General features: G+C 63.3%; 8 protein-coding genes and 2 pseudogenes. 8 read left to right on the top strand and 2 right to left on the bottom strand.

Annotated elements, in window-relative coordinates; genetic code table 11:
* The first annotated feature begins 1 nt into the window (after nucleotide 1).
* From XH85_RS12890 to XH85_RS12900, 3 genes and pseudogenes are all read left to right on the top strand, one after another.
* The gene (locus tag XH85_RS12890; protein WP_128932113.1) at nucleotides 2-1,171 is read left to right on the top strand and encodes a Wadjet anti-phage system protein JetD domain-containing protein; all 1,170 of its coding nucleotides are present in this window, start codon (nucleotides 2-4) and stop codon (nucleotides 1,169-1,171) included.
* A gap of 515 nt (nucleotides 1,172-1,686) precedes the next feature.
* A complete protein-coding gene (locus tag XH85_RS12895) occupies nucleotides 1,687-1,986 on the top strand; it encodes a hypothetical protein (RefSeq protein WP_245474058.1) in 300 nt (99 codons plus the stop codon).
* Between the two features lie 45 nt (nucleotides 1,987-2,031).
* Nucleotides 2,032-3,064 (top strand): annotated as a pseudogene (locus XH85_RS12900) (IS3 family transposase); the annotation flags it as partial.
* A gap of 188 nt (nucleotides 3,065-3,252) precedes the next feature.
* Here XH85_RS12900 and XH85_RS12905 read toward each other — a convergent pair.
* Complete coding sequence (locus tag XH85_RS12905; RefSeq protein ID WP_128932115.1) at nucleotides 3,253-4,119, bottom strand: hypothetical protein; 867 nt, start codon at nucleotides 4,117-4,119, stop codon at nucleotides 3,253-3,255.
* 890 nt (nucleotides 4,120-5,009) lie between these two features.
* Between XH85_RS12905 and XH85_RS48230 the strand changes: the two are divergent.
* The 5 genes and pseudogenes from XH85_RS48230 to XH85_RS48250 all read left to right on the top strand — a co-directional run.
* Nucleotides 5,010-8,327, top strand: a pseudogene (locus XH85_RS48230) (amino acid adenylation domain-containing protein); the annotation flags it as partial.
* Nucleotides 8,328-8,518: 191 nt separating this feature from the next.
* Nucleotides 8,519-9,274: a condensation domain-containing protein gene (locus tag XH85_RS48235; RefSeq protein WP_245474060.1), complete on the top strand. Its 756-nt coding sequence runs from the start codon at nucleotides 8,519-8,521 to the stop codon at nucleotides 9,272-9,274.
* A gap of 34 nt (nucleotides 9,275-9,308) precedes the next feature.
* Nucleotides 9,309-11,012 carry an AMP-binding protein gene (locus XH85_RS48240; protein ID WP_276486125.1) on the top strand — a complete coding sequence of 568 codons (1,704 nt, stop codon included), beginning with the start codon at nucleotides 9,309-9,311 and terminating at the stop codon, nucleotides 11,010-11,012.
* Entirely contained in the window at nucleotides 10,919-12,526 is a 1,608-nt protein-coding gene (locus XH85_RS48245) for a condensation domain-containing protein (RefSeq protein ID WP_276486127.1), read from the top strand. The genes XH85_RS48240 and XH85_RS48245 overlap by 94 nt, the downstream gene beginning before the upstream one ends.
* A complete protein-coding gene (locus XH85_RS48250; RefSeq protein ID WP_208758116.1) occupies nucleotides 12,508-22,275 on the top strand; it encodes a non-ribosomal peptide synthetase in 9,768 nt (3,255 codons plus the stop codon). Before XH85_RS48245 ends, XH85_RS48250 begins: the two co-directional genes overlap by 19 nt.
* Here XH85_RS48250 and XH85_RS12920 read toward each other — a convergent pair.
* The gene (locus XH85_RS12920) at nucleotides 22,191-22,526 is read right to left on the bottom strand and encodes a hypothetical protein (RefSeq protein ID WP_128932116.1); all 336 of its coding nucleotides are present in this window, start codon (nucleotides 22,524-22,526) and stop codon (nucleotides 22,191-22,193) included. The genes XH85_RS48250 and XH85_RS12920 overlap by 85 nt on opposite strands.

A 22,526-nucleotide genomic window follows, 5' to 3' on the forward strand; every position in this document is an offset into this window, starting at 1 on the left:
CATGGCCCGGCGTTTCACGGATGCGATCGGCCTGCTGAACGACCTGCTCAACCGCTTCGAGGCAGGAGCCGCAAGCCCGATCGCCCACCCGGACTACCCCGCCTTCCCATCAGTCGTCGCGGCGGACGCCTTCCTGAAACAGATCAGGGAAGCCGAAAGTGCCGGCGCGGTCTCCATTCGCTGGGGGCGCGGCGCCAGCCGAGACCAAGTGGCGCACGTGCGGTTGGTCTCGGCGGAGATCTTATACCGATATCTCGGCCGCACCCCGGCCTCACGCATCGCGGAGCATGCCGCCGTCCGGCTTGTAGCCGGAGTGGCGCTGCACGAGTCGCTGAAGAACAGCGGCTCTCAAATCGCAGAGGTGTGGGCGCGGGGTAAGACGTGGCACGGATTCGGTTCGTCCGACGTCGACACGCTGCGCCACGCATTCGTTCTCGCCCAGGCGATCCTCGATAACAAGCATCTGGACGTCGACTACAAAACGTTCTCGCGACGTACGGTGGGGCACAGCAAGATACTCGAGCGCATCGAGGGGGGCGTGGTCCGGCTTTTGAGCGGCATAATGGACTTTCCGCCTGGCGCCCGCCCCCGCGAGGCACTGCGAGCGATCGGGCTGGAGCGTTTCGCGCCGCCCCTGCTGATCGCGGGCAAGATCGACCTCGACGGAGCCGATCTTTCCCGGATATCTCCGCATTATCTCGGAATCACTCCCAAGGAGGCTGATCGCGTCCGGTTCCGGGAGCCGCCGGCCTACGTTCTAACGATCGAAAACTTCGCAAGCTTCAACCGGCACATCGCCGAGGCGGACCCCGGCCGATTAGGCACGACCATGTATGTCGGCGGGTACCCCTCGCTTGCCACCCAGCAGGCGCTGCGGACAATCGCAGGATTGGTATCCGAACAGACGCCGATCTTTCATTGGTCGGACATTGATCCGGACGGCACCTGGATCTTCCACACCATCGAGCGCGCCGTCGATCGACCGATCCGTCCCCACCTCATGAGCGTCGAAGTTGCCGAGCGTTTGGGACAAGTGCCGTTCAAAAAATCGGCACCCGCTCGATGTCCACCGGACTCCGGTATCGCAGCTCTGGCAGCGTACCTGGCGAAAGATCGAGCCAAGACGCTCGAGCAGGAAGAACTCGATCCAGTCCTGCCAGAGTTTCATTAGAAAATGCGCGCGGACGCTCGTGGTTGCGGCTTTGGCTGTCTCGCTCAGGACGTCGTTTGTTTCAAGCGCGACAACAACACCGCCTGCAACTACGTGCTGCGCGAAAACCGACATCGTTTCTTCATAAAAACGCTCAACCGGCATTGGCATGCCGGTTGCTTGAAGATGTGATGAAACCACCTGTGACTATGATGCTCCTTCAGCATCCGGTCGAAGTATTCAGATGAAACTTGCCCGCTTGATCGATGGCAGAGGTCTCCTGATGCGCTTTCCAAACCGTGCGCATGCCTCGCGAACTCTGCCATCTTCGGATCGCGCTCCGGTTTGCCGGGCGGAACCCGATTGTCTTGTAAGGGGCTCGCAAAGAATGGTGGTTCTCAACAAGAACGCCAGCGTAAAGGCGTCCTCTGGACGATCGTTTGGCATCGCTTTAGCCCATGGCTCAGGGTGGGGCATCTGCGACATGCGGAGCCTGCGTTGGAAGCTAAGTGCCGGCCTTGCATCGGTGCTTGCAGATGGTCAATGAGCTGATGCAGAACGATTTGGATCTTGAGAAAATACTCAGGCAACAGGACGAGCTCAAGGTCAAGCTGCTTCGCGCCCAATCGGTTGTCGCCGAATGTAAGGCAGGATTGGCGGATCTGGAGCGGAGGCTTGAGCGTCGTGCGGTCTCATCGTCGATCGATGAACGCCAGCGCAACTCTGCGGCAAACAATTCAATACGTAACGCACGACCGCCCAAATCGCGAAGTGTCGATGATCCTGTTAACCCGGATTCTGCCGTGGCATTTTCGTCTCGATCATGGGACCGCTGAAAGCTGCCGCCGCGCACGGTAACGGCGACAGGTTTTGTCACGGACATGGCGAAGATCTGCCGCAAGGCCGGGATCAGCCAGGCGACCTATTTCAACTGGAAGAAGTATGACGGTCTGCTGCCGACCGAGATCCGCCGGCTAAAGCAGCCCGAGCAGGAGAACGGCAAGCTGAAGAAGCTGGTCGCCGATCTCAGCCTCGACATGGAGATGCTGCAGGACGTGATCCGCCGAAAGCTATCAAGCCTGGCTGGAAGCGCAAGCTGGTCGAGGAGGTCTGTGGCGAGTGGCAGGTCTCGATCCGCAAGGCCTGCGAAGCCCTCGAGTTCGATCGGTCGACCTACCACTACGAATCCCGTCGCCCCGGCCAGGCTGCCCTCGAACAGAAGATCAAGGAGATCTGCCATGTTCGTATTCGCTACGGTTATCGTCGTGTTCACGTCCTGCTGCGTCGTGAAGGCTGGCGCCATGGCCAGAACAAGACGCGGCGCATCTATCGCGAATTGGGCCTGCAATTACGCAACAAAACGCCGAAGCGCCGGGTCAAGGCCAAGCTGCGCGATGATCGCAGGCCGGCGACGCGATCGAACGAGACCTGGGCGATGGACTTCGTCCATGACCAGTTGGCGACCGGACACAAGCTGCGCGTGCTCACGATTGTCGATACCTTCTCCCGCTTCTCGCCGGCGCTGGCGCCACGGTTTACCTTCAGCGGCACCGATGTCGTGGAGGTACGGGAAAGGGCCTGCAAGGAAGTGGGATTCCCGGCAACGATCCGCATCGATCAAGGCAGCGAGTGCGTGTCCCGCGATCTTGACCTCTGGGCCTACCAGCGCGGATGTCACCCTGGACTTCTCGCGGGCCCGGTAAGCCAACCGACAACGCGTTCATTGAGGCCTTCAGCGGCCGCTTCAGGGCCGAATGCCTCAACGCCCACTGGTTCCTGTCTCTTGCGGACGCCCAGCAAAAAGTGGAGACTTGGCGCAGATACGACAATGAAGAACGGCCCCATGGGGCAATCGGCAATCGACCACCGATTTTGCTGCACACCCACGTCGGCGCAACCAGCCCGCCAACGTGAGAGGCGCAAAACTCTAGTTCTGAATGGTCCAAACTTCGGTCTCGCTGCAAAAACCCCGAGACTCTAACTGCCGCTGGATGAAAAGCAGTGGCAGGTCACTCCTTCGTCAGGCTAATCGCTGCCGCTCAGGGATGCTGCTCATGCACCCTTGAAGCACGACTCAACTTTCAGGAAAAGTGGGGACTACGCTAGGCCAATGCCACGGCTATCCTTCGAGTGCCCGGTGCCGATGTCCAATTGTTCACCGCATGCGCCCAAGTTAGGTTGTTCAGAATAACAAGATCCCCTGGTTTTAGCTTGAGAATAATCTCGTCACAAAAAAGTTTCTCGTAATCGGCGCCTGAACACCAGCTCCGTCCTGCATTGACGGGGTCCAGTTGGTGCAACTCAAAACCGTCCGGTGGGAACTTGAGAAGTTCGCGCTCCTGCAACATCCGAACGAAAAAGTGAAGACAGCTTTGGTCAACACTACCAATGTTATCCCAAAGGACATTCACATCGCGCCCTAGGAGAAGGGAAAAGCTTCTTTTCGGCCTTGCCATAACAATCGCCAGCAAAAGGCCCGGGATCTCGGATTTCACCTCGGCTACTATTTGGTCATCTGGTACCAAATAGTCATCCGGCGAGCTCAGACGATAAAGTGCTTTTGCACGAGTGATCATGCCCCGAGACAATGGTTTTGATCCAGGTAATATTTTTGTCGTTTTTTCTCGTAAAAGTCCCCATGCCTCACTTGTGTCGTCGATGTTCAATAGGATTGTTTCTCCTCCGTCTTTACTATTCTCGAAACAATAAAAGCACGACAACTGCATATTAGATATTCTATCTCCTTCGGAATGCGGGGTGACAAACTGATAATCATCCCGGGAATTAACGCTCATGAAGTATTTGTTGATCCGCCGTCGGTGACCAAGAAAATCGGAAAAGCCGGCCTCCAGCTCTAGCTTTTTTTGCAATCCCAGTTCACCGGCAATTTGATGTACGAGGCCGTCCGCCTCGCTTGGTGAGACATTACGAATCAAAATGACAGAGTCTCGACTGAGTGCCTCGATCACGCAAGTCACATCCAAGCCGCTGCACCCAAGGGTCAACAGCATGCGCCGATGTGAGGGATCAGGAGTCAGTTGTGATTGCGACATTCGCCGTGGACCCGTTCTTCGTCGCTTTCGTCGCCTCACGAGCAAGGGCCGTGCCACAGACGTCAGCGGGCATTAAGCGAAAACGCTACTTAGTGCCGAGCCCCGGCCAGTCTGCGAAAACGCGATGCGTGGCGAACTTTGCAACATCGAGCGGAATCCCTGTCGCAAGACCCTCTCTCACTCGACGAGCAGACCACCTGGAGAAAGCAGCGGCGAGCATTTTGGCTCGCAAAGGCAATTCGGGCAAGGCGCGGGCGCCCGATCTTGAGTGGTCGTCGCTGTTGACGGCGCGTGCTGTTGTGTTGAGCTCTGTTCGGTTCAAGGCGTTAATGTCCCAAGCCCGACGGCATGACGGCAAAATTCTGGCAGCCCGGCGAGAAGCGAATTGTTTCAGAATGAGCTCGCAGAAGGTCATTGGCGAGTCCGTTACTTAACGTGAGCGCCAAGGAGATTCTGCTGTACGCGCGGTGATGACGGCGGCTGTTGCAGAGCTTCCGACGACTTTGCGGACGCCCATGCGGTGATCGTCGCCAATGACGTCCGTATTGTTGTGCTGAGCTGTGTCTGGTTCAGGACGTCGATGTCCCAAGTCCGACGGCGGCATTCCGAGCGAGGCGCGCGTTCTTCAGGAAACGCTCGCAGTACGTCGTTGGTATGTCGATTGCTTGAAATGCGGGGTGATCCGTTACGGCCTTCATCGTAGCCCCTGTCTAAGAGTTCAGATGAAACTTGCTACACCGGTTGGCTCTTGCATCTTTGTTGGTGGTGGTACGCTAGCTATTAGATGTGCTCAGCTAGTGATGGAGATGGGCCACGTGATCCGGGCGGCGCTGTGTGCCGACGCCATATTCCGCGATTGGGCCGCTCTCGCCGATATCTTGTGTGTGACGAGCATTGAAGAGCTATCTGCGCTGCTCAACGCCGAGCCGGTCGAGTGGATATTTTCCGTTGCCAATCCGTTCATATTGCCAGCAGATGTGTTTGGGAAAGCGCGTAGAGGCGCTTTCAATTACCACGACGGTCCGTTGCCGCGATATGCCGGAACTCATGCGACGTCTTGGGCGCTTCTTGCCCGAGAGACCGAACATGGCATCACGTGGCATCGTATCGATCACGGTGTTGATACTGGTGAGCTGGTCGTCCAACGCCAAGTGTTGATTGCGACGAGCGATACTGCGCTGACGCTGAATCTCAAATGTTATGAGGCCGCTATCGATGGCTTCCGCGAGCTTCTAACTGGCTTAACAAATGGAGAGCTTAGTGCTCGTCCGCAAGCGCTAGCGGACCGAAGCTTTTTCCCGAAAGGTCGACGCCCAGATGCTGCGGGCTGTCTGCGATGGGATCGATCCGCACAAGATCTGGAAGCGATGACGCGCGCCTTAGACTTTGGCCCGTATCATACCAATCCATTGGGGTTGTCCAAGGCTCTCGTAGGCGATGACGTTGTCGTCGTCAGGCACTTGGAGGTGACGGCTCGGCGCTCGGGCTTTGCTGCGGGGTCTTTAGTTGAGATCCACCCCAGCCACTGGCGTGTGGCGACAGGGACAGAGGATGTTGATGTTTGGCTTAGCAGCTTGGATGGTAAGGCTCTGGATGCGCGGGCACTCGCGAGGCGTTCTGATTCCCATGTAGGCGACCGCCTCCCGATTCTGAGCGATGACGAGGCGCGGAGCATAACGGTTGCGCATGAAATGTTGGCGCCTCGTGAGGGTTTTTGGCGACGGCGGCTTGAACAGTTCAAAACATCCCAGCTTTCCTTTTTGTCGTCTTCAGTAGCCTTGGCTGCACCTCAATGGCAGTTGAGTTCATGGCGAATTCCAGGTGCTTTGGCTGAGCTGTCTCCCAGTCATCGCACGGAATTCTTGCTAACGGCTTGGCTCATCTACCTAGCCCGCATCACGGGAGAATTAGAGCTTCAATTGGGATGGACTCCCGCGCCGAGTGGATCGCGAGCGGGGTTGAAAGCGCTCGAGATGCTTGTCGCTTCTGTTGTGCCGATGGCAATTACCATCGATCTCGACAATGATTTTGCAGAGGCGCGCACGGTGGTGGCGGCCGAATTCGCTCAGCTGAAGGAGCAGGATAGTTTCGCGCGAGATCTTATCGCGCGCTGCCCAACGTTGCTCGGTATGGAGGCGTTACGATTGCGCCGCCCCTGGCCGGTTGGCGTTATGCTCACTGTAAGTGGCGAGTCTGCCACTGGTGACCTAGCTTCGAGCCCGACTTCTGAGGCAGCCCTGCCCGGTGAGGCGTTAACATTTGAGGTTTGCGCTCTAGATGGGAGCTTTCGATGGCACTTTGATGCAAGTCGCTTGGAGCCCAAGCATATCGACCGTATGACCCAGCATTTGCAAAATTTGCTATGTGCTGTGAAGGCAGATCCGCGGCAGCCGGTGGGGCAGATTGAACTCTTGTCATCCGCTGAGCGCGCGTATCTGCTGGAGGAGCTGAACCGGACGGCATCGGCCTATCCGTCGGACGTGTGCATCCACGAGCTGTTCGAGGCACAGGTTCGCCGTGCGCCGGACGCGGTGGCGGTGGTCCATGAGAAGGAGCGGCTAAGCTATCGCGAGCTGAATGCGCGGGCCAACCGCCTGGCGCATCATCTGATCGCCCTCGGGGTCAGGCCGGACCAGCCGGTGGCGATCTGCGTTGCGCGCAGCGTGGCGATGGTGGTCGGGCTTTTGGCGATCCTCAAGGCGGGCGGGGCGTACCTGCCGCTGGATCCGGCCTATCCGCCGGCGCGGCTGCGGCAGGTGCTCGACGATGCGGCGCCGCGGCTCCTGCTGGCCGATGCGGCGGGACGATCGGCGCTGGGCGACGATGCGCGACGCGATCTGACGGTGGTGGATCTGGCGGCGACGATGCCGGAATGGACAAATCTGCCGGCGTCGGATCCGGACCCGCGTGCGCTTGGCCTCACCTCACGCCATCTCGCCTATGTGATCTACACCTCCGGATCCACAGGCACCCCCAAGGGGGTCATGGTCGAGCATCGCGGAGTGGTGCGTCTGGTGGCGGAGAACGATTTCGTCGAGATCTCGCCGCAGGACGTTTTTCTCAACGCTTCCTCGCCGACATTCGATGCGACCACGTTCGAAGTCTGGGGAGCCTTGGCGAAGGGCGCCAGTGTTGTGCTCTATCCTGAATGCTATCTCTCGACGGCAACGCTGGCCCGGATCATCCAAGACCATGGCATCACTATCGCTTGGATGACTGCGCGGTTGTTCGACGTCTATGTCGGGGAGGGGCGGAGCACCAGTGGGCTGCAGCAACTGCTGGTCGGGGGCGAAGAGGTCTCAGCCAGTTCCATCAGAGCATGTCAGAAGCGACATCCGACGCTGCGAATCTCAAATGGCTACGGCCCGACCGAGAACACCACCTTCAGTCTCTGCTACCCGGTGCCTGCTGGCTTCGATGGCCAGCAACGGGTGCCACTGGGACGACCAATCCGGAATTCGGTGGTCTATCTGCTGGACGGTCATGGTGCGCCGGTTCCGTTTGGCGCGGTGGGAGAGCTTTACGTCGGCGGGGCGGGGGTGGCGCGCGGCTATTTGAACCGGCCCGAGCTGACCGCGGAGCGGTTCATCGCCAGTCCCTTTGTGGACGGCGACCGGCTGTACCGCACCGGCGATCTGGCGCGCTACCTGCCGGACGGCAATCTGGAGTTTTTGGGCCGCAACGACGACCAGGTGAAGATCCGCGGCTTCCGGATCGAGCCGGGCGAGATCGCGGCGCGGCTTTGCGAGCACCCGTTCGTGCGCGAGGCGGTGGTGGTGGCGCACGAGGGCCCCGGCGGCGAGCAGCGTCTTGTCGCCTATGTGGTGTGCGCGCCGGACGCAGCTTCGAACGGGCTGGAGGGAAGCGAGCTTGCCGGCGCCTTGCGCGCCCACATAAGTGCACACCTGCCGGAGTACATGGTGCCATCGGCGTTCGTGCGGCTGGCGGCGCTGCCGCTGACGGTGAATGGCAAGCTCGACCGCAAGGCGCTGGCTGCGCCGGACGATGAGGCGTATGCGCGCGCCGCCTATGAGCCGCCGCAAGGCGAGATCGAGATCACGCTGGCACAGATCTGGGCCGAGCTGCTCGGTGTGGAGCGGGTCGGACGGCACGACGACTTCTTTGCGCTCGGCGGGCACTCGCTATTGGCGGTGCAACTGATCGAGCGTTTGCGGCGGCGGTCGCTGGGGTTGAGGTGCGCACGCTGTTCGCCAGGCCGGTGCTGGCCGATCAGGCCGCAAGCCTGGGCCGTCATCAGGAGGTGGCGGTCCCGGCCAATCGGATCACCGAACAGAGTACGGCGATCACGCCAGAGATGGTGCCGCTCATTGAGCTGGCGCAGGGCGAGATCGACCGGATCATCGCCACAGTGCCCGGCGGGGTCGGCAACATCCAGGACATTTATGGCTTGTCGCCGCTGCAGGACGGCATCCTGTTCCATCATCTGTTGGCGACAAAGGGCGATCCGTACCTGCTGGTATCGCAGATGGCGTTTGCCGACCGTGGCGTGTTGGACCGCTATCTTGCCGCGGTCCAGCGGGTGGTGGACCGGCACGACATTCTGCGCACCTCGTTCGTCTGGGAGGGGCTGTCGCGTCCGGCGCAGGTGGTGTGGCGCCACGCACCGCTGGAGGTGAGCGAGGTCGAGCTGGACGGGTCTGCTGGTCCTGGCGCCGCGCAGCTTAAGGATCGGTTTGATCCGCGCCAGCACCGCATCGATCTTGGCCGAGCGCCCTTGTTGCGGTTTGTGATTGCGCGCGAGCCCGGCCATGGGCGCTGGCTGCTGTTGGAGCTGCAGCATCATCTGATCGGGGATCACACGACACTGGAGGTGATGCGTGCCGAGGTCCAGGCTGTGCTGGAGGGACGCGAGCACGAGCTGAGCGCGCCACAGCCGTTCCGCAATCTGGTGGCGCAGACGCATCTCGGCGGTGATGCCAAGGCGGATGAAGCGTTCTTCCGGGGTGGCTGGCCGACATCGACGAGCCGAGCACGCCGTTCGGCTTGCGCGAGGTGCGCGGCGACGGCAGCGGGGTTCGAGAGGCGCAGCGGATGCTGCCGCAGCAGCTGAACGCGCGGCTGCGCAGCCAGGCGCGACGGCTGGGGTGAGCCTGGCGAGCCTGTGCCATCTGGCCTGGGGGCAGGTGGTGGCGCGCAGCAGCGGCCGCGAGCAGGTGGTGTTCGGCACGGTGCTGTTCGGCCGCATGCAGGGGGGTGCGGGTGGCGACCGCGCGATGGGGCTGTTCATCAACACGCTGCCGCTGCGGCTTGATCTTGATGGGACCGCGATCGAAGCGAGCGTGCGAACCACGCACGCCCGGCTGGCCGAGCTTTTGGCGCACGAGCAGGCCTCGCTGGTGCTGGCGCAACGCTGCAGCGGCGTTGCGGCGCCGGCGCCGCTGTTCAGTTCGCTGTTGAACTACCGCCACAACACCGCGGCGGTCGCCACCGCAACCGATGACAGTCTGGTGGGCGTGGAATGGCTGGGCGGGGAGGAGCGCACCAATTATCCGCTGACCTTGTCGGTGGAGGATTTTGGCGAGGCGCTCGGTCTGACGGCGCAGGTGGCGGAGCCTCTCTCGGCGGATCGGATCTGCGGCTACATGCAGCGGGCGCTCGAGCAGCTGGCGGAGGCGCTGGAGCATGCGCCGAGCACGCCGGTGCGCGCGCTGGACATCCTGCCAGCCGCCGAGCGCGCCTATCTGCTGGCGGAGCTGAACCGGACGGCGGCGGCCTATCCGTCGGACGTGTGCATCCACGAGCTGTTCGAGGCACAGGTTCGCCGTGCGCCGGACGCGGTGGCGGTGGTCCATGAGGAGGAGCGGCTAAGCTATCGCGAGCTCAATGCGCACGCCAACCGCCTGGCGCATCATCTGATCGCCCTCGGGGTCAGGCCGGACCAGCCGGTGGCGATCTGCGTTGCGCGCAGTGTGGCGATGGTGGTCGGGCTTTTGGCGATCCTCAAGGCGGGCGGGGCGTACCTGCCGCTGGACCCGGCCTATCCGCCGGCGCGGCTGCAGCAGGTGCTCGACGATGCGGCGCCGCGAGTGCTGCTGGCCGATGCAGCGGGGCGATCGGCGCTGGGCGACGATGCGCGACGCGATCTGACGGTGGTGGATCTGGCGGCGACGATGCCGGAATGGGCAAATCTGCCGGCGTCGGATCCGGACCCGCGTGCGCTCGGCCTCACCTCACGCCATCTCGCCTATGTGATCTACACCTCCGGATCCACCGGCACGCCCAAGGGGGTCATGGTCGAGCATCGCGGCTTGGTCAATCTCAGCTTGGCTCAGATCGGGCTTTTTGGCGTTTGTTGCAACAGCCGCGTGGTGCAGTTCGCCTCCTTCGGTTTTGATGCAAGCGCCTCGGAGCTTGTTATGGCGTTTGGTTCGGGAGCCGCATTGCATTTGCCTGCGGATGAGCTCCGTCAAGCGAGTAACAAGCTATCGGATTATCTGCGAAACGAAGCCATCACGCACGCGACGCTGCCTCCAGCCTTGCTTCAGGGAAGCCAGAAGCTGGAAGCCTTGGGATCGCAAGTTCTCATTCTTGCTGGAGAGCTGCCGAAGGCAGAACTCATCCGGAGTCTGGCTCCAGCATCCATTATCAATGCTTATGGACCTACCGAAGCAACAGTTTGTGCGGCGACCTGGAGTTGCCCGATGGGTTTGATGGGGCCATCGTCCCGATTGGCCGCCCGATTGCGAACACGCGCGTGTATCTGCTGGATGATCATGGCGGGCTGGTGCCGTTCGGTGCGGTGGGGGAGCTCTGCATTGGCGGGGCGGGGGTGGCGCGCGGCTATTTGAACCGGCCCGAGCTGACCGCGGAGCGGTTCATCGCCAGTCCCTTTGTGGACGGCGACCGGCTGTACCGCACCGGCGATCTGGCGCGCTACCTGCCGGACGGCAATCTGGAGTTTTTGGGCCGCAACGACGACCAGGTGAAGATCCGCGGCTTCCGGATCGAGCCGGGCGAGATCGCGGCGCGGCTTTGCGAGCACCCGTTCGTGCGCGAGGCGGTGGTGGTGGCGCACGAGGGCCCCGGCGGCGAGCAGCGTCTTGTCGCCTATGTGGTGTGCGCGCCGGACGCAGCTTCGAACGGGCTGGAGGGAAGCGAGCTTGCCGGCGCCTTGCGCGCCCACATAAGTGCACACCTGCCGGAGTACATGGTGCCATCGGCGTTCGTGCGGCTGGCGGCGCTGCCGCTGACGGTGAATGGCAAGCTCGACCGCAAGGCGCTGGCTGCGCCGGACGATGAGGCGTATGCGCGCGCCGCCTATGAGCCGCCGCAAGGCGAGATCGAGATCACGCTGGCACAGATCTGGGCCGAGCTGCTCGGTGTGGAGCGGGTCGGACGGCACGACGACTTCTTTGCGCTCGGCGGGCACTCGCTATTGGCGGTGCAACTGATCGAGCGTTTGCGGCGGCGGTCGCTGGGGGTTGAGGTGCGCACGCTGTTCGCCAGGCCGGTGCTGGCCGATCAGGCCGCAAGCCTGGGCCGTCATCAGGAGGTGGCGGTCCCGGCCAATCGGATCACCGAACAGAGTACGGCGATCACGCCAGAGATGGTGCCGCTCATTGAGCTGGCGCAGGGCGAGATCGACCGGATCATCGCCACAGTGCCCGGCGGGGTCGGCAACATCCAGGACATTTATGGCTTGTCGCCGCTGCAGGACGGCATCCTGTTCCATCATCTGTTGGCGACAAAGGGCGATCCGTACCTGCTGGTATCGCAGATGGCGTTTGCCGACCGTGGCGTGTTGGACCGCTATCTTGCCGCGGTCCAGCGGGTGGTGGACCGGCACGACATTCTGCGCACCTCGTTCGTCTGGGAGGGGCTGTCGCGTCCGGCGCAGGTGGTGTGGCGCCACGCACCGCTGGAGGTGAGCGAGGTCGAGCTGGACGGGTCTGCTGGTCCTGGCGCCGCGCAGCTTAAGGATCGGTTTGATCCGCGCCAGCACCGCATCGATCTTGGCCGAGCGCCCTTGTTGCGGTTTGTGATTGCGCGCGAGCCCGGCCATGGGCGCTGGCTGCTGTTGGAGCTGCAGCATCATCTGATCGGGGATCACACGACACTGGAGGTGATGCGTGCCGAGGTCCAGGCTGTGCTGGAGGGACGCGAGCACGAGCTGAGCGCGCCACAGCCGTTCCGCAATCTGGTGGCGCAGACGCATCTCGGCGGTGATGCCAAGGCGGATGAAGCGTTCTTCCGGGGTGGCTGGCCGACATCGACGAGCCGAGTACGCCGTTCGGCTTGCGCGAGGTGCGCGGCGACGGCAGCGGGGTTCGAGAGGCGCAGCGGATGCTGCCGCAGCAGCTGAACGCGCGGCTGCGCAGCCAGGCGCGACGGCTGGGGGTGAGCCTGGCGAGCCTGTGCCATCTGGCCTGGGGGCAGGTGGTGGCGCGCAGCAGCGGCCGCGAGCAGGTGGTGTTCGGCACGGTGCTGTTCGGCCGCATGCAGGGGGGTGCGGGTGGCGACCGCGCGATGGGGCTGTTCATCAACACGCTGCCGCTGCGGCTTGATCTTGATGGGACCGCGATCGAAGCGAGCGTGCGAACCACGCACGCCCGGCTGGCCGAGCTTTTGGCGCACGAGCAGGCCTCGCTGGTGCTGGCGCAACGCTGCAGCGGCGTTGCGGCGCCGGCGCCGCTGTTCAGTTCGCTGTTGAACTACCGCCACAACACCGCGGCGGTCGCCACCGCAACCGATGACAGTCTGGTGGGCGTGGAATGGCTGGGCGGGGAGGAGCGCACCAATTATCCGCTGACCTTGTCGGTGGAGGATTTTGGCGAGGCGCTCGGTCTGACGGCGCAGGTGGCGGAGCCTCTCTCGGCGGATCGGATCTGCGGCTACATGCAGCGGGCGCTCGAGCAGCTGGCGGAGGCGCTGGAGCATGCGCCGAGCACGCCGGTGCGCGCGCTGGACATCCTGCCAGCCGCCGAGCGCGCCTATCTGCTGGCGGAGCTGAACCGGACGGCGGCGGCCTATCCGTCGGACGTGTGCATCCACGAGCTGTTCGAGGCACAGGTTCGCCGTGCGCCGGACGCGGTGGCGGTGGTCCATGAGGAGGAGCGGCTAAGCTATGGCGAGCTCAATGCGCGGGCCAACCGCCTGGCGCATCATCTGATCGCCCTCGGGGTCAGGCCGGACCAGCCGGTGGCGATCTGCGTTGCGCGCAGTGTGGCGATGGTGGTCGGGCTTTTGGCGATCCTCAAGGCGGGCGGGGCGTACCTGCCGCTGGACCCGGCCTATCCGCCGGCGCGGCTGCAGCAGGTGCTCGACGATGCGGCGCCGCGAGTGCTGCTGGCCGATGCAGCGGGGCGATCGGCGCTGGGCGACGATGCGCGACGCGATCTGACGGTGGTGGATCTGGCGGCGACGATGCCGGAATGGGCAAATCTGCCGGCGTCGGATCCGGACCCGCGTGCGCTCGGCCTCACCTCACGCCATCTCGCCTATGTGATCTACACCTCCGGATCCACCGGAGCGCCCAAGGGCGTCATGATTGAGCATGCGAGCACGGTGAACCTGCTGCATTGGAGCGGCGACGTGTTTACGGCATCAGAGATCAGCCGCACGCTGTTTGCCACCTCGATCAGCTTTGATCTGTCCGTCTATGAGTGCTTCGTTCCGCTTTCGCAAGGAAGCACGCTTTACCTTGTCGAGAATGCGCTGGCGCTGGCCGAGAGGTCTTTGGATATCTCTTTGATCAACACAGTGCCCTCGGCGATCGCCGCTCTGGTCGACAGAAAAGCAGTGCCGGCTTCGACCAGCGTCGTCAATTTGGCGGGCGAGTGGCTGACGGCGGAACTGATCGAGAAGATCTTCGCGAGCAGTCGGGTCCAGAAGATTTGTAATCTGTACGCGCCTTCTGAAACCACCACGTACTCAACCTGGATCTGCGTGCGAAGGGGGGACGTTGTCGTTGAGACGATTGGCCGTCCGATTGCGAACACGCGCGTGTATCTGCTGGACGGTCATGGTGCGCCGGTGCCGTTTGGCGCGGTCGGGGAGCTCTGCATTGGCGGGGCGGGGGTGGCGCGCGGCTATTTGAACCGGCCCGAGCTGACCGCGGAGCGGTTCATCGCCAGTCCCTTTGTGGACGGCGACCGGCTGTACCGCACCGGCGATCTGGCGCGCTACCTGCCGGACGGCAATCTGGAGTTTTTGGGCCGCAACGACGACCAGGTGAAGATCCGCGGCTTCCGGATCGAGCCGGGCGAGATCGCGGCGCGGCTTTGCGAGCACCCGTTCGTGCGCGAGGCGGTGGTGGTGGCGCACGAGGGCCCCGGCGGCGAGCAGCGTCTTGTCGCCTATGTGGTGTGCGCGCCGGACGCAGCTTCGAACGGGCTGGAGGGAAGCGAGCTTGCCGGCGCCTTGCGCGCCCACATAAGTGCACACCTGCCGGAGTACATGGTGCCATCGGCGTTCGTGCGGCTGGCGGCGCTGCCGCTGACGGTGAATGGCAAGCTCGACCGCAAGGCGCTGGCTGCGCCGGACGATGAGGCGTATGCGCGCGCCGCCTATGAGCCGCCGCAAGGCGAGATCGAGATCACGCTGGCACAGATCTGGGCCGAGCTGCTCGGTGTGGAGCGGGTCGGACGGCACGACGACTTCTTTGCGCTCGGCGGGCACTCGCTATTGGCGGTGCAACTGATCGAGCGTTTGCGGCGGCGGTCGCTGGGGGTTGAGGTGCGCACGCTGTTCGCCAGGCCGGTGCTGGCCGATCAGGCCGCAAGCCTGGGCCGTCATCAGGAGGTGGCGGTCCCGGCCAATCGGATCACCGAACAGAGTACGGCGATCACGCCAGAGATGTTGCCACTCATTGAGCTGGCGCAGGGCGAGATCGACCGGATCATCGCCACAGTGCCCGGCGGGGTCGGCAACATCCAGGACATTTATGGCTTGTCGCCGCTGCAGGACGGCATCCTGTTCCATCATCTGTTGGCGACAAAGGGCGATCCATACCTGCTGGTATCGCAGATGGCGTTTGCCGACCGTGGCGTGTTGGACCGCTATCTTGCCGCGGTCCAGCGGGTGGTGGACCGGCACGACATTCTGCGCACCTCGTTCGTCTGGGAGGGGCTGTCGCGTCCGGCGCAGGTGGTGTGGCGCCACGCACCGCTGGAGGTGAGCGAGGTCGAGCTGGACGGGTCTGCTGGTCCTGGCGCCGCGCAGCTTAAGGATCGGTTTGATCCGCGCCAGCACCGCATCGATCTTGGCCGAGCGCCCTTGTTGCGGTTTGTGATTGCGCGCGAGCCCGGCCATGGGCGCTGGCTGCTGTTGGAGCTGCAGCATCATCTGATCGGGGATCACACGACACTGGAGGTGATGCGTGCCGAGGTCCAGGCTGTGCTGGAGGGACGCGAGCACGAGCTGAGCGCGCCACAGCCGTTCCGCAATCTGGTGGCGCAGGCGCGCCTCGGCGGTGATGCCAAGGCGGATGAAGCGTTCTTCCGGGGGTGGCTGGCCGACATCGACGAGCCGAGTACGCCGTTCGGCTTGCGCGAGGTGCGCGGCGACGGCAGCGGGGTTCGAGAGGCGCAGCGGATGCTGCCGCAGCAGCTGAACGCGCGGCTGCGCAGCCAGGCGCGACGGCTGGGGGTGAGCCTGGCGAGCCTGTGCCATCTGGCCTGGGGTCAGGTGGTGGCGCGCAGCAGCGGCCGCGAGCAGGTGGTGTTCGGCACGGTGCTGTTCGGCCGCATGCAGGGGGGTGCGGGTGGCGACCGCGCGATGGGGCTGTTCATCAACACGCTGCCGCTGCGGCTTGATCTTGATGGGACCGCGATCGAAGCGAGCGTGCGAACCACGCACGCCCGGCTGGCCGAGCTTTTGGCGCACGAGCAGGCCTCGCTGGTGCTGGCGCAACGCTGCAGCGGCGTTGCGGCGCCGGCGCCGCTGTTCAGTTCGCTGTTGAACTACCGCCACAACACCGCGGCGGTCGCCACCGCAACCGATGACAGTCTGGTGGGCGTGGAATGGCTGGGCGGGGAGGAGCGCACCAATTATCCGCTGACCTTGTCGGTGGAGGATTTTGGCGAGGCGCTCGGTCTGACGGCGCAGGTGGCGGAGCCTCTCTCGGCGGATCGGATCTGCGGCTACATGCAGCGGGCGCTCGAGCAGCTGGCGGAGGCGCTGGAGCATGCGCCGAGCACGCCGGTGCGCGCGCTGGACATCCTGCCAGCCGCCGAGCGCGCCTATCTGCTGGCGGAGCTGAACCGGACGGCGGCGGCCTATCCGTCGGACGTGTGCATCCACGAGCTGTTCGAGGCACAGGTTCGCCGTGCGCCGGACGCGGTGGCGGTGGTCCATGAGGAGGAGCGGCTAAGCTATCGCGAGCTCAATGCGCACGCCAACCGCCTGGCGCATCATCTGATCGCCCTCGGGGTCAGGCCGGACCAGCCGGTGGCGATCTGCGTTGCGCGCAGTGTGGCGATGGTGGTCGGGCTTTTGGCGATCCTCAAGGCGGGCGGGGCGTACCTGCCGCTGGACCCGGCCTATCCCCCGGCGCGGCTGCGGCAGGTTCTCGACGATGCGGCGCCGCGAGTGCTGCTGGCCGATGCCGCGGGGCGATCGGCGCTGGGCGACGATGCGCGACGCGATCTGACGGTGGTGGATCTGGCGGCGACGATGCCGGAATGGGCAAATCTGCCGGCGTCGGATCCGGACCCGCGTGCGCTTGGCCTCACCTCACGCCATCTCGCCTATGTGATCTACACCTCCGGATCCATCGGAGCGCCCAAGGGGGCACAGAATGAGCATCGGGCTATCGTCAATCGCTTGATTTGGATGCAAAACGCCTATGGTCTCAAGGCAACTGATGTCGTGTTGCAGAAGACGCCATTTGGCTTCGATGTCTCGGCCTGGGAGTTCTTCTGGACCTTGTTTGAAGGGGCGACCCTGGTGCTGGCGCCTCCGGGTACGCACAGAGATCCCGCTGCATTGGTCGACTTGATCATCAGCCAGCGCATCACGACGGTTCACTTCGTGCCATCCATGCTGGTCAGTTTTATGGATGCGAAGAGTGTTGACCGCTGCACGTCGCTGCGACGAGTTTTATGCAGCGGCGAGGCGCTCCCTGCCGCCAGTGTGCATAGGGTTCGGCGCCTCTTGCCTTGGACGGGCCTGCACAATCTCTACGGTCCGACGGAAGCTGCGATCGACGTGACAGCGTGGAGTTGTCCGGATGAGTTTGATGGCGCTATTGTCCCGATCGGCCGTCCGATCGCGAACACGCGGATCTATCTGCTTGACGGTCATGGTGCGCCGGTTCCGTTTGGCGCGGTGGGAGAGCTTTACGTCGGCGGGGCGGGGGTGGCGCGCGGCTATTTGAACCGGCCCGAGCTGACCGCGGAGCGGTTCATCGCCAGTCCCTTTGTGGACGGCGACCGGCTGTACCGCACCGGCGATCTGGCGCGCTACCTGGCGGACGGCAATCTGGAGTTTTTGGGCCGCAACGACGACCAGGTGAAGATCCGCGGCTTCCGGATCGAGCCGGGCGAGATCGCGGCGCGGCTTTGCGAGCACCCGTTCGTGCGCGAGGCGGTGGTGGTGGCGCACGAGGGCCCCGGCGGCGAGCAGCGTCTTGTCGCCTATGTGGTGTGTGCGCCGGAAGCAGCTTCGAACGGGCTGGAGGGAAGCGAGCTTGCCGGCGCCTTGCGCGCCCACATAAGTGCACACCTGCCGGAGTACATGGTGCCATCGGCGTTCGTGCGGCTGGCGGCGCTGCCGCTGACGGTGAACGGCAAGCTCGACCGCAAGGCGCTGGCTGCGCCGGACGATGAGGCGTACGCGCGCGCCGCCTATGAGCCGCCGCAAGGCGAGATCGAGATCACGCTGGCACAGATCTGGGCCGAGCTTCTGGGTGTGGAGCGGGTCGGACGCCCCGACCACTTCTTTGCGCTCGGCGGGCACTCGCTATTGGCGGTGCAGCTGTTGAGCCGGGTCTCGCAGGCCATTGGCTTCACACTGCCGCTGACCACGCTGTTTGCCAAACCGGTGCTGGCCGATCTGGCCGCGAGTATCATGGATGAGTTGAGCCGCTCCGGCGCGCAAGATCTGCCAGCCATTGCGCCGGTGCCGCGTGAAGCGCCGCTTGTGCTGTCGTTTGCGCAGCAGCGGCTGTGGTTTTTGGCGCAGCTGGATCAGAGCAGCACGAATTATCACATTCCACTCGGGTGGCGGCTCAAGGGTGGGCTCGACCGCAGCGCCTGGCAGCGTAGCCTGGACCGTGTGTTGGCGCGCCATGAGGCGCTGCGCAGCGTGTTTGTCGCGCCGGAGGGCAAGCCCTGGGTGGAGCTGCTGCCGGAGGATGCGGGGCTGCCGGTTGTGGAGCACGATCTGCGGGACAGGCCGGATGCGGACGAGGTGCTATTGGGTCTGTGCAGGGAAGAGGCGCGCACGCCGTTCGATCTGGCGCGTGGCCCGCTGATCCGCGGCCGGCTGATCCGGATCTCGGATGAGGAGCACGTCTTGCTGCTGACGCAGCATCACATTGTCTCGGATGGTTGGTCGCTGGGCGTGCTGGCGCGTGAACTTAGTCAGCTGTACCGGGCGTTCGTGGCCGGAGAAGGCGATCCGCTGCCGCCGCTTGCAATCCAGTATCCGGACTATGCCGCCTGGCAACGGCAGTGGCTGTCGGGCGAGCGGCTGCAGCGCCAGGCGCAGTATTGGCGCAGCAATCTGTCCGGCGCGCCGGCCCGTCTGGCGCTGCCGACGGACCGGCCGCGGCCGGCCCAGCAGTCGTTTGCGGGGGCGACGGTCCCGATCGTCATTGATGCGGAGCTGACGCGGGAGCTGAAGCGGCTGGGCCTGCAGCAAGGCACGACGTTGTTCATGACGGTGCTGGCGGGGTGGGCGGCGGTGCTGTCGCGTCTGTCGGGACAGGACGATCTTGTGATTGGCGTGCCGAGCGCCAATCGCGGGCACCGCGAGATCGAAGAGCTGATCGGCTTCTTCGTCAACACGCTGGCGCTCCGGCTGGACCTGTCGGGCGAGCCGAGCGTATCGGAGCTGTTGGAGCGGACGCGGCGCACGGTGCTGGCTGCGCAGGAGTATCAGGACCTGCCGTTTGAGCAGGTGGTGGAGATCATGCAGCCGCCTCGGGCTCTTGATCACACGCCGTTGTTCCAGGTGATGCTGGCCTGGCAGGACAACGCCGCTGGGACGTTCGACCTTCCCGGGCTGATGGTGGAGGCGGCGGCAGACGGCTTCGATCAGGTCAAGTTCGATCTGGAGCTGAGCCTTGGCGAGCAGGGTGAGGTGATCGCTGGGACGCTGGGTTATGCCACGGCGCTGTTTGATCGCGCGACCATCGAGCGGCAGCGGGATTATCTGCTGGCGCTGCTGCGGGCGATGGTTGCCGATGCGCAGCAAGCGGTCGGGCGGATTGAGCTGCTGCCGGCTGAGGAGCGCACCTATTTGCTGGAGCAGCTGAACCGGACGGCGGCGGCCTATCCGTCGGACGTGTGCATCCACGAGCTGTTCGAGGCACAGGTTCGCCGTGCGCCGGACGCGGTGGCGGTGGTCCATGAGGAGGAGCGGCTAAGCTATCGCGAGCTCAATGCGCACGCCAACCGCCTGGCGCATCATCTGATCGCCCTCGGGGTCAGGCCGGACCAGCCGGTGGCGATCTGCGTTGCGCGCAGCGTGGCGATGGTGGTCGGGCTTTTGGCGATCCTCAAGGCGGGCGGGGCGTACCTGCCGCTGGACCCGGCCTATCCGCCGGCACGGCTGCGGCAGGTTCTCGACGATGCGGCGCCGCGCGTGCTGCTGGCCGATGCAGCGGGGCGATCGGCGCTGGGCGCCGATGCGCTACGCGATCTGACGGTGGTGGATCTGGCGGCGACGACGCCGGAATGGGCAAATCTGCCGGCGTCGGATCCGGACCCGCGTGCGCTTGGCCTCACCTCGCGCCATCTCGCCTATGTGATCTACACCTCCGGATCCACCGGCACCCCCAAGGGGGTCATGGTCGAGCATCGCGGCTTGGTCAATCTCAGCTTGGCTCAGATCGGGCTTTTTGGCGTTTGTTGCAACAGCCGCGTGGTGCAGTTCGCCTCCTTCGGTTTTGATGCAAGCGCCTCGGAGCTTGTTATGGCGTTTGGTTCGGGAGCCGCATTGCATTTGCCTGCGGATGAGCTCCGTCAAGCGAGTAACAAGCTATCGGATTATCTGCGAAGCGAAGCCATCACGCACGCGACGCTGCCTCCAGCCTTGCTTCAGGGAAGCCAGAATCTGGAAGGCTTGGGATCGCAAGTTCTCATTCTTGCTGGAGAGCTGCCGAAGGCAGAACTCATCCGGAGTCTGGCTCCAGCATCCATTATCAATGCTTATGGACCTACCGAAGCAACAGTTTGTGCGGCGACCTGGAGTTGCCCCGATGGGTTTGATGGGGCCATCGTCCCGATTGGCCGCCCGATTGCGAACACGCGCGTGTATCTGCTGGATGATCATGGCGGGCTGGTGCCGTTCGGTGCGGTGGGAGAGCTTTACATTGGCGGGGCGGGGGTGGCGCGCGGCTACCTGAACCGGCCCGAGCTGACCGCGGAGCGGTTCATCGCCAGTCCCTTTGTGGACGGCGACCGGCTGTACCGCACCGGCGATCTGGCGCGCTACCTGCCGGACGGCAATCTGGAGTTTTTGGGCCGCAACGACGACCAGGTGAAGATCCGCGGCTTCCGGATCGAGCCGGGCGAGATCGCGGCGCGGCTTTGCGAGCACCCGTTCGTGCGCGAGGCGGTGGTGGTGGCGCACGAGGGCCCCGGCGGCGAGCAGCGTCTTGTCGCCTATGTGGTGTGCGCGCCGGAAGCCGCTTCGAACGGGCTGGAGGGAAGCGAGCTTGCCGGCGCCTTGCGCGCCCACATAAGTGCGCACCTGCCGGAGTACATGGTGCCATCGGCGTTCGTGCGGCTGGCGGCGCTGCCGCTGACGGTGAACGGCAAGCTCGACCGCAAGGCGCTGGCTGCGCCGGACGATGAGGCGTATGCGCGCGCCGCCTATGAGCCGCCGCAAGGCGAGATCGAGATCACGCTGGCACAGATCTGGGCCGAGCTGCTCGATGTGGAGCGGGTCGGACGCCACGACGACTTCTTCGAACTGGGCGGGCACTCACTGCTAGCGGTGCGGCTTCTCAGTCGAGCGCTCGATGCCGGGTTCAAGTTTACCGCCGCCGATCTCTTCCAAGCTCCTGTTCTGAAGGAACTTGCATTGAAGGTTCATTTGGAGCCACAGCCCAGTAGTCCGGGAGTGATTTGTGTTCGCGCAACCGGATCGCAGCCGCCGCTGTTCTTTGTTCCCACAGGCTTAGGGGATTGTTCCTATATCCTCAACTTGGTGGAGGAAATGGACACGGACTGTCCAATCTATGGTCTACCGTGGCCTTCTTTCAGTGAAGTTTGTTCACCAACTCTTGAAGCGATAGCCTCGCAAGTCATTCCGGCGATCAGGGAGATACGGTCCCGGGGTCCATATCGATTTGCTGGATACTCATCAGGCGGAATATTGGCTTACGCCATAGCCGAGCACTTACTGAGCCTCAATGAAACTGTCTCATTTATGGCGTTCATTGATGTTAGGCTACCCGCAAAGCCAGCCGGCATGACGCCCACCCAGATGGTATGCGAAGTGGTGCTGGAAACTCTTGAACCCCTAGAGGACGAGCACTTTAAACTATTAAAGCGCTTTGCACGGCACAGTTCAATTGCTCAACTACTTGCGAAGGCTCATCAAATAGGAGCTATACCTCCGGATCACAATGATGCTTTGATGTACGAGAGAATTGAGCAGTTTCAAAGGGCGCTGCAGCTATATCGGGCTCCGTCGCTGCCAATTGAGGTACATCAGTTTTACGCGACGGATTCTTCAGTAAGTTGTCGCGCACGACTAGACAAGAGCTCAATAGCTCCAGAGATGAGCTCGCCGATGCGAGGCTGGGACAGGGTTTTGAGTGCAGCGGCCATTGATACCACACCGATTCCAGGCAATCACGCGACGATGATGAACACTCCAGAAAACCGCAAAGTCCTGGCACGCTTGTTATCAAGAGCCTTAAATAGCTCACCGACGTGATCTGAGGCCGCCGGCGAAAACCTGCGGAACGAATGAAAGAATACAGATAAGTCCGGCCCTACGCAGAAGGCGACGTTATAACCGAGCGGAAGGGTGCTTTGGCCGGTCAGGAGATTGATAGAGCCGATGATCCAAGCCGAGGAAAACGTAAGCAGCGCGGCATTCTTCGTCTCCGCGAACTTAACGAAGTCGATATTGCGGCTGAGTTGCGTTGAGAGTCTTCCAAATGCATCCTCTTGATCGTCTTTCAT

Origin of the sequence: Bradyrhizobium zhanjiangense, from assembly GCF_004114935.1 — a bacterium.
GTDB classification, from domain to species: domain Bacteria; phylum Pseudomonadota; class Alphaproteobacteria; order Rhizobiales; family Xanthobacteraceae; genus Bradyrhizobium; species Bradyrhizobium zhanjiangense.